General features: G+C 45.9%; 12 protein-coding genes and 1 pseudogene. 4 read left to right on the top strand and 9 right to left on the bottom strand.

The genetic code is table 11. The features are described from left to right. Window positions 1-62 precede the first annotated feature (62 nt). From H6F98_RS04955 to H6F98_RS04935, 5 genes are all read right to left on the bottom strand, one after another. Complete coding sequence (locus H6F98_RS04955; RefSeq protein ID WP_192217557.1) at window positions 63-1,175, bottom strand: MSMEG_0568 family radical SAM protein; 1,113 nt, start codon at window positions 1,173-1,175, stop codon at window positions 63-65. After that, a complete protein-coding gene (locus tag H6F98_RS04950) occupies window positions 1,172-1,606 on the bottom strand; it encodes a nuclear transport factor 2 family protein (protein WP_192217556.1) in 435 nt (144 codons plus the stop codon). The genes H6F98_RS04955 and H6F98_RS04950 overlap by 4 nt, the downstream gene beginning before the upstream one ends. After that, a complete protein-coding gene (locus tag H6F98_RS04945) occupies window positions 1,606-2,616 on the bottom strand; it encodes a Nit6803 family nitrilase (RefSeq protein ID WP_199348297.1) in 1,011 nt (336 codons plus the stop codon). The genes H6F98_RS04950 and H6F98_RS04945 overlap by 1 nt, the downstream gene beginning before the upstream one ends. A 156-nt stretch (window positions 2,617-2,772) precedes the next feature. Further along, complete coding sequence (locus H6F98_RS04940; RefSeq protein WP_192217555.1) at window positions 2,773-3,255, bottom strand: MSMEG_0572/Sll0783 family nitrogen starvation response protein; 483 nt, start codon at window positions 3,253-3,255, stop codon at window positions 2,773-2,775. 326 nt (window positions 3,256-3,581) lie between these two features. Then, complete coding sequence (locus H6F98_RS04935) at window positions 3,582-4,865, bottom strand: MSMEG_0569 family flavin-dependent oxidoreductase (RefSeq protein WP_192217554.1); 1,284 nt, start codon at window positions 4,863-4,865, stop codon at window positions 3,582-3,584. 326 nt (window positions 4,866-5,191) lie between these two features. Between H6F98_RS04935 and H6F98_RS34375 the strand changes: the two genes are divergently transcribed. The 3 genes and pseudogenes from H6F98_RS34375 (at window position 5,192) to H6F98_RS33310 (ending at window position 6,900) form a co-directional block, all read left to right on the top strand. Continuing rightward, window positions 5,192-6,463, top strand: coding sequence for a glycosyltransferase (locus tag H6F98_RS34375; RefSeq protein ID WP_192217553.1), 1,272 nt, complete (start codon window positions 5,192-5,194; stop codon window positions 6,461-6,463). 42 nt (window positions 6,464-6,505) lie between these two features. Further along, a pseudogene (locus H6F98_RS04925) lies at window positions 6,506-6,706 on the top strand (DNA-binding protein); the annotation flags it as partial. 2 nt (window positions 6,707-6,708) lie between these two features. Further along, entirely contained in the window at window positions 6,709-6,900 is a 192-nt protein-coding gene (locus H6F98_RS33310) for a hypothetical protein (RefSeq protein WP_242058361.1), read from the top strand. 55 nt (window positions 6,901-6,955) lie between these two features. Here H6F98_RS33310 and H6F98_RS34570 read toward each other — a convergent pair whose 3' ends face one another. Next, complete coding sequence (locus H6F98_RS34570; RefSeq protein ID WP_396810632.1) at window positions 6,956-7,039, bottom strand: hypothetical protein; 84 nt, start codon at window positions 7,037-7,039, stop codon at window positions 6,956-6,958. A 98-nt stretch (window positions 7,040-7,137) separates the two neighbouring features. Here H6F98_RS34570 and H6F98_RS04915 point away from each other — a divergent pair, with 98 nt between their 5' ends. Beyond that, window positions 7,138-7,848 carry a cytochrome b/b6 domain-containing protein gene (locus H6F98_RS04915; protein ID WP_192217550.1) on the top strand — a complete coding sequence of 237 codons (711 nt, stop codon included), beginning with the start codon at window positions 7,138-7,140 and terminating at the stop codon, window positions 7,846-7,848. 10 nt (window positions 7,849-7,858) lie between these two features. Here H6F98_RS04915 and H6F98_RS04910 read toward each other — a convergent pair whose 3' ends face one another. The 3 genes from H6F98_RS04910 to H6F98_RS04900 form a co-directional block, all read right to left on the bottom strand. Beyond that, on the bottom strand, window positions 7,859-9,292 hold the full coding sequence (locus tag H6F98_RS04910; RefSeq protein ID WP_199348296.1) for a GAF domain-containing protein: 1,434 nt from the start codon (window positions 9,290-9,292) through the stop codon (window positions 7,859-7,861). Window positions 9,293-9,582: 290 nt separating this feature from the next. Beyond that, window positions 9,583-10,767, bottom strand: coding sequence for a mannosyltransferase family protein (locus H6F98_RS04905; RefSeq protein ID WP_313929796.1), 1,185 nt, complete (start codon window positions 10,765-10,767; stop codon window positions 9,583-9,585). Between the two features lie 676 nt (window positions 10,768-11,443). Next, window positions 11,444-13,435 (bottom strand): family 10 glycosylhydrolase, encoded by a 1,992-nt coding sequence (locus H6F98_RS04900; RefSeq protein ID WP_192217549.1) that lies wholly within the window; start codon window positions 13,433-13,435, stop codon window positions 11,444-11,446. Window positions 13,436-13,455: the final 20 nt, after the last annotated feature.

Below are 13,455 nucleotides of genomic sequence, written 5' to 3'. Positions count from 1 at the left end.
TTGAGTTAAAAACTTGGGCTGTTCAGATCCCCGACTTCTTAAAGAAGTCAGGGATCTTGGGTTTACGTTTCAAAGTTGGAAAGAGCAGAGCAAGCACCACATTTGGCGCAACCTGCTTTGATTTCCTCCGATGACATTCCTGCCTGCTTTAACATGGCACCCACTTGCTCATAGAGGGTAAACATAAACTCGCTCTTAGGAGCAGGATGATTGGCTAGTGGGGTTCCTGTGATGGGAACAAAGGGTACAACGAAGGGATAAACGCCGATTTGAATCAGGCGATCGCAAACATCTAACAAAGTCTCTAAACTATCCCCTAAGCCCGCTAGTAAATAGGTATTCACCTGTCCCCAACCGAAGACCTTGACTGCTGCTGCAAACGCCTCAAAGTAATACTCCACAGGCACTGTTGCTTTACCCGGCATAATTTTTGCCCGAACTTGGGGGTCAGCCGCTTCTAGATGCATTCCTAAACTGTCAATCCCTGCCGCTTTCATGCGATCGAACCAGATGAAATCATCAGGCGGTTCGCACTGCGCTTGAATGGGAATGTCTACTCTGGCTTTAATCGCTTTTGCACATTCGGTGAGGTAAGCGGCACCGCGATCGCTTGTGTTTGGTGTTCCAGTTGTCATCACCATTTGCTTAACCCTATCCAGTCGCACGGCGGCTTCTGCGACTTCAGCCAGTTGAGCAGGGGTTTTCCGGGCAATGGTTCTACCTGCTGCCAGCGATTGTCCAATGGCGCAAAACTGGCAAGAGTTTGCTGTATCGCTATAACGCATACAGGTTTGCAGAACGGTTGTCGCTAAAACGTCTCGACTGTGCAACAAAGCAATTTGACTGTAAGAAATGCCGTCAGCCGTAGTTAGGCTGTAGAACTTGGGTTGATGGGGAAACTGAATCGGTGCGATCGCCTTTGGCGTGGTGGAGCCAATCGCTTCTCGATCCAATTGCAGTATCATCTGGTTGGTTGTTTTGTCAATCGCCGCCGTGTAAGGTGACTGAGCGGCTGGGCTGTTGTAAATCGGCACCATTACCGTTGTGCCATCGACGGTTACAGCTTTGTGATCAGAGGGGCCTGCCCCACCTTTTCGTCCTGCTGCTCCAATTTCATGCTCAACTAGCTTCAGTCCATGAGTTTGAAGCTCTACGATTAACTGTTGCTTGTTCATAAAGCGGGTTTACGCTCCCATCGAAACTTTCTTTCAGACTCTTGAATGGGAACATCGTTAATGCTGGCTTCTCGCCTTTGCATCAAACCGTTCTCGGCAAACTCCCATTGTTCATTGCCATAAGCGCGATACCAGTAGCCAGAATCATCGTGCCATTCATACTCAAAGCGCACAGAGATGCGGTTGTCGGTGAAGCTCCAAAGTTCTTTTTTGAGGCGATAATCTAACTCTTTAGCCCACTTACGTTGCAGAAAAGCTCTGATTGCTTCACGTCCACTAAAAAATTCAGCTCGATTTCGCCACTGAGAATCCTCTGTGTAGGCTAAGGCAACTTTCTGTGGATCGCGAGTGTTCCACGCATCTTCTGCTGCTTGAACTTTGATGAGAGCTGTTTCAAGGGTAAATGGCGGTAAGGGGGGTTTTGTTTCCATTAGGAAGTAGGTGGTAGGGAGTAGGGAGTAGGTTGTAGGTATGGGTCAATTGTTTCATCCGTTGCCTGAATGCCATCTGCTACTTCCATCACGTTTTGGGCATCTAAGTTGACCCGCAATTGCAATAAATCGGGGCGAGAATAGTGACCAACAGAATCCATCATTCGCTTGCGTTTGGTAATCAACGAGAAATCCAAATCTGCGATCGCGATTCCCTCACCTTCTGTAATCGGCGTACACAGGTGATTTCCTTCAGGCCCAATAATTGCCGTATTGCAGCCACCACTCAACACTCGCTGCAATTTTTCATCAGAGGTAATTTGTCCAACCTGTTCTGGAGACAGCCAACCCGTCGCATTCACCACAAAACAGCCGGATTCGAGTGCATGATGGCGGATAGTTACCTCAATCTGGTCAGTAAAAATCTGTCCAACCAGCGAACCAGGGAATTGAGCACAGTGAATCTGTTCGTGCTGCGCCATTAAGGCAAATCGAGCCAAAGGGTTGTAATGCTCCCAACACGCCAATGCTCCCAACTTGCCGACTGCCGTATCTAACACCTTTAAACCCGAACCGTCTCCCTGCCCCCAAACCATTCGCTCGTGATAGGTTGGCGTAATCTTGCGTCGCTTCAATAGCAAGGTACCATCAGCGTCAAAGATGAGTTGGGTATTGTAGAGCGAACCATTATCTCGCTCATTCACCCCCAACACCACCACAATCCCATAAGAACGAGCCGCTCTACTCACAGCATCGGACACTGGCCCAGGAACGGTTACGGCTTCTTCGTAAAGCCGCATATGTTCCTTGCCCATCAATACGGGAGGCTGCACAAAGGAAAAGTAGGGATAGTAGGGGATGAAGGTTTCAGGAAAAACGACTAGCTCGGCACCTTCTTTGGCAGATGAGGCGATCGCTTGCAACACCTTCTCAGTCGTTCCATCTCGACTGAACAAAACCGGGCTGATTTGTACTGCTGCCGCTCGGACTGTACGTGAGTAATCCATCATTAGGTGGTAGGAGGTAGGTTTTAGGGGGTAGGTAGCAGGGAATAGGTTTTAGGGAAGAAGCTACAGTACTGGCTGGGAAAGATTAGGATTTTGGGTAGATTCTGCTCCTGATAAAGCCTGTAAATCTACCATCTAACACCTACCCCCTACCAACTCTTACACCGTCCAAGTATCCAGAATGAAGGCACCTTCTTTACGGTGCATTAGCATCAAATCCAGCACATCAAGAGGGTTGATTGGGCGGATGCCGGGGATGAGAGAAGGCTCGCCGTGACCATAAAGTGCTTGCATAGAAAAGCGACAAGCATAGACTTTGCCACCCTCAGCAATAAACTTGCTAATCTGGTTGTTAAAGTTTTGCTGACCGGGGAATGGCTCATCACCAATTTTGGGAAAGCCTCGTTGAATACCCAGCGTTATCCCTGGTCCGTACAGCAGAACCGAAGTTTCAAATCCCTTACGGAGCAAGCGAGTTGCTTGCAATAAATTCACTAGACCAATTGACCCTTCAAACGCAACGGTGTGAAATGTAACAAGCGCTTTCTCACCGGGTTCTGCTTTGACATCCGGGAAAACTTTCTCTTCATAATCGACAAAGAAATCACCAGCTTTATGAGCGGGAGTGGTTACTTCAGGCATGATTTTCTCCTTGATATTCGTTAAAAATTGGAACGTTTAATGGTGGGTTTAGGACTGATTTGTAGCTACTAAAATCCTTAAATCACCTAGCTGATTAAGGATGAACACTTAGCAAACTTATGTTGTGCTGCCAGATTAAGTGTTGGCAGATAAAGCGATTTGTATCTTTCACTACGAAACTTTTAGGTCTAACAATAAGACTAGGGGGAGCGATCGCAATACCTAAAACTCTCTCCAACTGCCATCGAACACCTATCTAAATCGATAGGTAGTGAATCCTACTAGATCCCCGACTTCTTTAAGAAGTCGGGGATCTGAACCTCTTATTACGAGCCAAGCAAATATTCATTGACGATGCTCCAAGCGTTTGAATACGATACTTTCTTCCTCGCCGTAATGTAATCAGCCAAGTAAGTAGCATCTCGTGCAATTCCCGAAAACCGTCCTGAACCCCACGTATACAACCACGGGAGTCCTAAGAAGTACAATCCTTGTACACCTGTTACACCGCGATCGTGACCGGGATAACCCTTGCCATCAAACACCGGAACCTCAATCCAACTAAAATCGGGCTGATACCCAGTAGACCAAACAACAGCGCCTATATTCGCCTTTTCATAATCAAGCTTTAGCACTGCTTCCTCTGGCTCCCAAACAGGTTTGTATGGCGGTTCTGTTGGTGCGTCTATTTGATTTTTTTCAATGAATGCATCAATGCTTTTCTTGATGTTATTAGCAACCACATCCGCTCGATCCAAATTTTGCTTCAGGTCGTCCCAAAATTCGAGATGACTACTGCTAATAGTCTTCAACCTTCCATACAGTTGCATACCCTCTAGAGAAAATTGTCGCAGATCGATCTCGCGCCCACCATCGCGACCCGTAACATAGTGATTAGTATTGGTTCTAGCTTTCTCTTTCTGGGGATGTTCGTCGATTGACAAATCGTAGTACCCCATTTGATCTAACCAATCGACAACATCTTTCCCACGATATCTGCGCGGCGATCGCGGGGCACTTCCTACACATAAATAGACTTGTTTACCTGCAAGGTGTAAATCCTCAGCAATCTGACAACCGGATTGTCCGGTTCCTACAACTAATACGCTCTTGTCAGGTAACGACTGCGGGTTTTTGTATTCAGATGAATGAATTTGCACAATATGTTCGGGAAGCCGTTCAGCGATTTTTGGTATCTTGGGGATGTGGTAGCTTCCCGCAGCAATTACGACTTGATCGGCTGTATAGTCTCCAATAGAAGTCGTTAATTCAAAGACATCCTGAGAACGGCTCTTCCGAACTTTTGATACTTCAACGCCTTCCTTTACGGGAGGGTCAAATGATTTAGCGTAGTGTTCGATATATTTAACGATTTCATCCTTTTGCATAAAACCGTTAGGGTCACCGCCTGGGTAGTGATATCCAGGAAGCTTGCATTGCCAATTGGGTGTCACTAAACAAAAGGAATCCCAACGTTTAGAGCGCCATGAATGTCCAATCCTATTTTTTTCAAAAACAATATGGTCAAAACCTCTCTCCTTTAAGCAATAGCTCATGGACAGACCCGCTTGACCACCTCCTACAATGATGACGGAATAGTGGTTTTTCATTGGCTCCCTTCTTGCTTACTTGCTTGCTTGAATGTTTGCAAGATTAAGTGGTAGTAGAGAGGGTCTTTTGTATCTGTGAATACGAAAGGTTTAAGTCTAACAATAAGACTAGGGATTAGCGATCGCGCTGTTTAATACTCTGCCAAGCAGCCATCAATCACTATCTAAATCGATAGGATATGGATTTTTAAGGTAGGGCGTTCTCTTTCAGCTCAAGTTAACCCATGAAACTACTTGCAATGTGAGAACACTTGGTGGAGCGATTGATAAGGTTTAAAATCAAGCAATCATGTCTATGCAAGTGACGCAGACTCAGAGGCGAGATAGTGAGCCGAATTGTTTTAACCACAATTGGTTCCTTGGGCGATTTGCATCCCAAAATTGCGATCGCGCTTGAATTACGGAAACGTGGTCACAATGTAGTTTTTGCAACGCATAAAGAATATCAAGGCAAAATTGAAGCCTTGGAATTTGAGTTTCATCGGATGCGCCCTGACAACACGGCTCTCAACGATCCTCAAGAGATGGCGCGGATGATGGACTTGCAGAAGGGTACAGAATACGTCACCCGAAATTGGGTTTGCGCGAGTTTACGTGAAACCTACACAGACTTGATGAACAGTGCGAAAGATGCAGATTTCATCATTGCAGGTGAAGGAGTCGTTGCGGCTCGGTTGGTTGCGGAAAAATTAGGTATTCGGTGGGCGTTAGCTGTCCTACAGCCCATCTCATTTTTCTCCGCTTATGACCCATCAGTAATCCCTGTGTTTCCATTTTTAGCCAAGTTGCGTAGGCTTGGTTCTATCGTCAACCGAGGAGTTATTAAGTTATCAAAAGCAGTTGCTAAGTCTTGGGCAGAACCTGTTCACCAACTGCGACGTGAACTCGGATTGCCTCCACTGGTTGGTAATCCCTTCATTGACGATAAGTATTCCTCTTACCTTGTGCTGGCTATGTTCTCTTCCGTCCTAGCGAAGCCTCAACCTGATTGGGTTGCAAACACCATCGTTACAGGATTCACATTCTATGATGCCAGTCAAGGCGAAGCAGAACTGACACCAGAACTTCAGCAATTTCTAGGTGCAGGTGAGCCACCGATTGTTTTCACCCTTGGTTCAGCCGCAGTTATGACTCCCGGTAACTTTTATCAAGAAAGCATTCAAGCGGCAAAGCTATTAAACCGCCGAGCAGTCTTGTTGATTGGCAAGAATGGGCCTCCAGAGAATTTTGGAGAAGACATACTTGCAGTTAGCTATGCGCCATACTCTCAAATTTTTCCTCATGCTTGTGCGATTGTGCATCAAGGAGGGATTGGTACAACGGCTCAAGCATTACGTAGTGGTTGTCCAACACTTGTTATGCCCTACAGCCATGACCAACCGGACAATGCAGCACGAAGCGAACGATTAGGAACTTCCCGCACAATTCCCCGTAAGCAGTATTTAGCGTCACGGGTAGCTCATGAGTTACGTGAGTTGTTAGAGAATCCTAACTATGCAACCAAAGCAGTAGAAATCGGACGTATTATCCAAGCAGAGAATGGGGTTGGTGTTGCATGTGATGCAATTGAAAAACAGCTTCAAGCAGCCTCTACTTAATCGTTAAACTACTAAATCCAACCCCTGATGCTCGCTTGATGCAAGAGCAGTCTTCCGCCTAAAGCGGCTGATGACGCACTCCACATTGCAGTGGCTACAGTTTACGGATTGGACTATCTGTTAACGTGGAACTGTAGGCATATTGCTAATGCTCAAATCCAGAAGAAACTGCTGCAACTCAGCAATGATGTTGGATACGAACTACCAACTATTTGTACGCCCTATGAGCTAATGGGAGAGTAGAAATGTGGAAGGATGAAGTTCTCGAAGAGATTTACACAATTCGGGAAGAACACGCAAAGTCTTTTAACTACGATTTACAAGCAATTTGTAATGATTTGCGGAAGAGGCAGGCTGAAAGTGGAAGACAGATCATCTCAAAACCAATCAAACAGCGCAGTCAGCAACCTAACAAATCGCTGCACCCAACTGCATAGAAGTTATCTGTTGGGTGTTCCAGGTTAGCTACCGCTGCTGACCGTGGCAGCTAAACTACTGAATCGAGTCATTTACGATCGCTTGATAAAGTGCCTGATAACGAGTTTTCGCTTTAAGCTTTTTGAGAACATTATTCATATGGAACTTGACAGTACTCTCACTAATCATGAGGCGATCGCAGGGTGAGACAATTTAATGAGTGAAAGACGTAGGGAGATTTCGGTAACTTTCTGAACATGCCTGCAAAACTCTCTGGGCCATACCAACCTTTTCTGCTTCGGATTCTGCATGGCTTTACTGGTCTTTTCGTCATTGCCGCGATTTTGACCGCATTCTGGACATACGATGTCTACGACGGACGATGGGGAAGAATTCCCTTGCCTGAGTTAAAGGAAATAGAAGGAATTCATGGCACGTTTGGGCTATATGCCTTACTTGTATTCCCTCTATTTGCTTTATACGCTTTCCATCGTGGACATAAAAGACTTATCCAGCAGGATTTTGTGGCAAAACTTGGACAGTTGGGTAAACCAATATGGTGGTACACGCTGCATCGATTAATTAACACGCTTGCTATCTTGGCACTGACTTTTGCAGTTTTCTCTGGCAAGATGATGGATGAAAAGTGGTTACCTAAGGGAGAGCTGAACCATGGTTGGTATTATGCTCACCTCATTTCCTGGGTGGTAATGGTTGTCTGCATCGCCTTGCATCTTTTAATGAGTGCCAAAGTAGGGGGAATTCCCCTTCTTTTATCAATATTAAGCTACCAGTTCCGCCCTAAAGATAGTCCCGGTTTGTGGCGAGAAAATATTCTTCAATGGTGGTATGGTTTGCGACCTACTTTGACTAAAGAGTGGCGGAAACGGTCTTTTCCCATCAAAGTTTTAGAGATTATCGTGTTGATGAGCCTAACTGCTGCTTGGATTATTCCACTCTTTAAGTAGTCTGGTTAGCCTACTGAATCCAGCCGTTGACAATAACTTGGTGGAGTGCCTGGTAACGAGTGCGCGCCTTAAGTTTGGAGAGGATGTTGTTGACGTGAAATTTGACCGTACTCTCGCTAATAATGAGATGGTTAGCAATATCGCGATCGCGCAATCCCTGTGCTAGTAGAGACATAATTTCCTGTTCTCGCTCTGAGAGAAGTGGCTGACTTTCCGTATCTGAATCAATACCCCAAGTTTTGCCACGTAAGACTGCCTCTACTGCCTCCCGTAGCTGCACTGCACTAATTGCCAGGTCAACTTTAGCGCTAACCCCTTTAGGCAAAGCCCAAACACCCTGTTTGAGCCACAAAACTCGTTTAGCCGTCTGAATCTGGGCAAGTTCGTCGGTAAGTAGTGGAATCTCCTGATCAGTGGTATCGCAAACTGTTAAGCCTGCCAAATAAGCCAGATGAGTGAATGCCATCTGCAACACGGGTAAACGGCAGTGAATTCGCAAACGCGCTCCTAGAGTAGAGCTAGGGTAGGGAAGTTTGAGTAAAAACTGGATGACTTTATGATTAGCTCCTGTCTGAGTTTGAAGCACTCCACCCAGGCAAGAAACTGTAAACAAGAAAGGTTCAAAGGCAGAGCGAACCCAGTCGCTTTGCGCCTGAAATGCCAGATCAGGAGCAGTAATAATCGCTTCCAGCCCAACGAATTGGGTATTGTAGATGAGCCGACAGTAGGTACACCCCATTGTTTGCAGTACTTCTGCCGCCTGTAGAAATAGATAATTTAGGGGTAGTGTGAGAGGCTGCTCTGTTCCAATTAACGTTAACCGAACAGAACTCAAAATACTCGCTAAGTGATCGGACAGGGAAAGATTGCTCCAAGATAGCTTATGGATTGAAGGCTGCCAGGATTGCTTTTCCTGCTGATGTTGAACGGCATTTTCCAGGGCAACAGTTACAGTTGTACACAATATCTGTAAGAATTCCAGAAATTCCGGTGCCATCACCTGATGACTAAAGGTTGCAAGAACTCCGATAACTCTGTCTCCGACAGTGAGGGGATAGCCTGCGAAACCGCAAATTTTGTGGGTAAGTGCCCAGTCTCGGTCTTTCACCCAAGACTCATTTGCCAAATTATTGCTCAGAAACGAAACGCGGTTCTGAGCAATTTTACCGACCTTGAAGGCTCCCATTGGCACCCTGGCAAAAGCACCGTTTGTATGGGTGTACATTCCAGAGGAAGCTACTAATCGGAGGGCAGTTTTATCCGGTTCTACCAGCCAGATACGAGCAAAGGCACAGTCAAATTTTTCGACCAAACCATCAGTCACGCGACGAGCAATTTCCTCTGGATCGAGACAGCCAGAGAAGCTCTGAGCGATTTCATTACCTTGCTGTAAGTCAAACAGGAGTCGCGCTGCGTCTAGTAATCCAGGAATAGGTTCAGTCAATCTGCGTTCTTCCAGGGATATTACTTTTTATTAAGACGCACCTTTGGAGGCAAACTCTGTATTTTTGACTACAAAGAAAGGTAATCACTTACTGTTTCAGGGAAACGAAAGCCTGATTTGTGCGAACTCCCTTGATACAGGATACGTTTTAGTTGCTAACTAACCTAAATCCTCTAGAGTAACGACATCCTTACACAAAAGCGATCGCCCTTAGCCTCAGTCCCATTCAACTTGGACTAATGACGAAGAGCGACCAATCTAAAAACTCGCTGTTATCTTTGGTACGACCTCTACGCTATAAAGCGCCACCAAGAGAAACGAACGGTAAAGCCGACGAGTACCACACCGAAGAAGCCCATAATGGCGTATCCCCAACGAGGATAACGGGAAAGCAACAATCCGAATGCTAACGATGCTGGCGCAATCCCGTAAACATAGCGGTTGACGGACATAATGGCTCCGGAGTTGATGATAATTGTTAGTGAACAAAAACCGTAGATGACAGCAACACGGCTAAGCTGACTGCGTAGGTGCCAAAACAGATATACGCCACCAAAGACCATGACCACTTTCGTCATTTCTTTGATTGCACCAAACCGCAACTGGAACATATTCAAGAAGGTATTTAACCAACCCTTCCAGTTGACACCAGAAGCCGTACCCCATGCCTTCTGTACATGAACAAATGCTAAGGGATCACCGACATGAATTGCACAATAAACCATGTAGGCAAGTAGTCCTAAACCGACTGCCAAACCAGCAACGTAGGCTGTAACAGGTCGGCGTTCTCTCCAAGCCACAAGCAAAAAAGTCGGTATAAGCGCCACACCTGTCACGCGAGTCGCCGTAGTCAATGCCCCCCAAAGTCCTGCCCTGACATATTGCTGCTTCTCGAAAGCCCGTAAAGCGGCTGTGCTGAGCAACAAAAATAGACCTTCAGTGTAGACTACTGTTCCAAATAAGGAAAAAGGACACCAAGCCATAACCGCCGTTGCCCACCTAGCCGCATTGACTCCATGACGCTCATCTGCCCAGCGATACAGAAGAATCATTGCCCCAAGCAGTGCCAAGTTATTTACCAAGAATCCAGCGATGACAAAGGGGATACCAAGAGCCATCACGCTACGAACGAGTATTGGAAAAAGAGGAAAAAATGCAATGTTATGCATTTCTCCATCATCGGCATAGTCATAGCCTTGAGTAACGATTTGCTCGTACCAAGCAGCATCCCAATGAGTGAAGAGATCCCAACTCGGTTTAGGTACAAAACCAGGAGTAAAACTCAGTGGCACTGGGAGAGGGTGTTCAGCAGGAATACCCGGATACATAGGAGCAAGTAGCTGCATTGCAATGATGATGACAATCCGGCTGAGCAGCCACATTGCAACGACAAAAATTAATCCCTGAGCTGATTGAGATAAAGGCGTTGTTGAGGAACTGGGTGGTTTGATGCTTAATTTTAGGCTTGGAGACACAAGATCACTCCTCTTATCAACGTCATAACCGTAACCATGATTGTTCTAAATAGCTCAGCCCAAAAAAACGTCAACTGCGAGGTTGTTATAGGTAGGAACTGAGTGCAAGAAGGCTCTTATGCAGGAGGCTTTTATGAATATTGCTTGTAAAATAAGCTTTTTAACCTTTTTCAACTGGATAGTTATTTCCTCCACACTGCACTGAGTAGCGGGCGATGAGAAAACATGGTAATTGGTGAATTGGAAGGAGTAGAGAATGAAGTTTTTACAGAGCTGTTCGTGTTTAGAGCAAATGAATAATAATTTAAAACCCTCCCTAACTAATTACTATTCCCAGATGTGAGCATTTATTATCAATTTTTCCAAAGACTATCACTAGAAAGAATGTGTTATTACAAAATATTTCAAAAACTATGTAGATCTGTATCTGCCAATAGGTGTGACCTCATGCCTATCTATGGATAGAAGCACCTTGGCAAAACTTTACGGAAAGAAGAATCATACTTATCAAAGAAGATGAGTAGCGATTCTGATTGACTTATGGAAAGGCGCAAGTCAGAGGAGTTAACTCGTTAATGCGATCGCTCAGCACTCCCTAATCACAACGCACAAACCTGAGAAAAACCGTGATTAAAGTCAGCGATCGCTTAATCTTGCCCCAACCCTAAGTCTTGCTTTACTTCACAGACACAACGGCACCTGCACTTTCATTCGCAAGATTATCCACGGCACACAGCGCATAGGTTCCTGGTTCTACCGCTACAGAAGTTGTCGTGCCTCCAAGAATTCGTACAAGCTTCCAGGTAGCAGCATTCTGCTTATAGAGTGTCCAAGAACGAATTCCAGTTGCAGCTTTCCAGCTAAGCTTGCCGTCTTTCAACTCTAAATCTGTGGGCAATCCTGGTTTTACATCATCTAGCCACTGCATTGAGGGGGCAAGTGCTAGTTCGGCATAAGTCGAGGCTTTCAATACATCAACAACACCCAAGCGATTTTCACTAAATACCTTCATGTTGTAGAAGATATTCCCTAGAGATTGTTTTGAGGCAAGATTGCGAGTAATCTCAACTTGTTTTTCATACTCCGAAATTGACCAGTCTTTGCCATCTAACGCACTCAGCCGATTGCCGGGATAGATGTGGCGGCGCTTGGGATTGTTATCCGTCCACCATTGCAACAAAACGGGATAACTTTGAGCAGGTGGGTCAATGCGCCAGTAGAGTTGTGGGGCTATATAATCTACCCAACCTTCTCCCAACCATTTTTTCGGGTCAGCGTAAAGCGCCTCGTACTGATCTAAGCCTTTCGCCTGCGGTGGTTGTCCAGGTCGATAAATGCCAAAGGGACTAATGCCGAACTTTACATGGCGCTTTGTGGCGTGAATTCCTGTGGCTAAGCGTTGCACCATTTGATTGACATTGTTCCGTCGCCAGTCAGCAAGAGAAAGTTTGCCGCCTGTAGCTTGATAAGCGCTGTAGGTTTCGTTGTCGGGAAATGTTTGACCAGAAACTGGATAGGGATAGAAATAATCATCCAGGTGAACGCCATCCACATCGTAACGACGCACCACATCAAGGATGACGTTGTAAGTCCAGTCTTGAATAACTTTGACTCCTGGGTCCATCCACAAATCATTACCGTAGGTGTAGACAGATTCAGGATGAGTCAGGGTAATGTGAGGGGGTACTTTCGGGGAATTTTCTGAAGAGGTTCCCGCACGGTAAGGATTGAACCAGGCGTGAAGTTCGATGTTGCGCTGATGACATTGGGCGATCGCAAACGCTAGTGGGTCATAAAATGGTTCAGGTGCCTTGCCTTGTGTTCCCGTTAACCAACCACTCCAAGGTTCTAATTCAGAGGCATATAAAGCATCTCCTGTCGGTCGTACCTGAAAAACCAAAGCATTCAGGTTTAGCCCTTGCATCCGGTCGAGAATTTGGATCAGTTCGCTTTGTTGTTGTTCGACAGACAATCCCCGTTTGGACGGCCAATCAATGTTCCAGCCCGTTGTCACCCAAACTCCGCGAAATTCTCGTTTATGGCTAACGGCTACGGTTTTTTGACCAGTAACAATGTATTCAGAAGAGACTGTCGGCACCCTGCCCAAATACACCAAAGCTTGGTAAACAAACGCTGCCACATCCGCACGATTTGCGACTTCAAGTGGTTTGAGAAGTTTCACATTTGGGTAATTGACGACTATTTGGGCATCTGTCGCAGCAGCCAGCTTGTCCAGCGCATAGACAGGAATTTGAGCCGCATCTTGATAGAATTCTGGGAATGCCGCTTTTGTCTCAGAGGGTGTGTTGGACGTAATTTCTAAGCCAGTAGTTAAGGAAATTAGCACTTCGATTCGAGCAATGCTTGCATCGGGACGGAAGCGATTCCCCGGATAGCCCGATATAAACCCTGCTTCATAAGCTTTTTGAATCGCGGCGGCTGCCCAATGTTTAGCAGGCACATCGACGAAAGGCACGTAGGGACGTTTTTTAGATGTGGTAAAGGCTTTTTGTAGTAGCGCAGCAAACTCAGCCCGACTCATTGCTTGATTCGGTCGAAATGTACCATCGGGAAATCCGCTAATGATACCTCGACTTGCTAACCCTTCAATAAATAATCGTGCCCAGTGATTTTGAATATCAGAGAAGCGAGGAGGCGAAGGTACCATATTCAACCGAATTTAGATAT

The organism is Microcoleus sp. FACHB-SPT15, from assembly GCF_014849525.1.
Classification (GTDB): Bacteria; Cyanobacteriota; Cyanobacteriia; order Cyanobacteriales; family Coleofasciculaceae; genus Symplocastrum; species Symplocastrum torsivum.
Note: the sequence above shows the minus strand (reverse complement) of the source record. Positions and strands in the feature narration are given on the sequence as shown.

Excerpts from the sequence above, each read along its gene's own strand:
- H6F98_RS04900 (WP_192217549.1), bottom strand. The coding sequence starts at position 13,435 with ATGGTACCTTCGCCTCCTCGCTTCTCTGATATTCAAAATCACTGGGCA.
- H6F98_RS34570 (WP_396810632.1), bottom strand. The coding sequence starts at position 7,039 with ATGAATAATGTTCTCAAAAAGCTTAAAGCGAAAACTCGTTATCAGGCA.
- H6F98_RS33310 (WP_242058361.1), top strand. The coding sequence starts at position 6,709 with ATGTGGAAGGATGAAGTTCTCGAAGAGATTTACACAATTCGGGAAGAA.
- H6F98_RS04915 (WP_192217550.1), top strand. The coding sequence starts at position 7,138 with ATGCCTGCAAAACTCTCTGGGCCATACCAACCTTTTCTGCTTCGGATT.
- H6F98_RS04950 (WP_192217556.1), bottom strand. The coding sequence starts at position 1,606 with ATGGAAACAAAACCCCCCTTACCGCCATTTACCCTTGAAACAGCTCTC.
- H6F98_RS04955 (WP_192217557.1), bottom strand. The coding sequence starts at position 1,175 with ATGAACAAGCAACAGTTAATCGTAGAGCTTCAAACTCATGGACTGAAG.
- H6F98_RS04945 (WP_199348297.1), bottom strand. The coding sequence starts at position 2,616 with ATGATGGATTACTCACGTACAGTCCGAGCGGCAGCAGTACAAATCAGC.
- H6F98_RS04940 (WP_192217555.1), bottom strand. The coding sequence starts at position 3,255 with ATGCCTGAAGTAACCACTCCCGCTCATAAAGCTGGTGATTTCTTTGTC.
- H6F98_RS04935 (WP_192217554.1), bottom strand. The coding sequence starts at position 4,865 with ATGAAAAACCACTATTCCGTCATCATTGTAGGAGGTGGTCAAGCGGGT.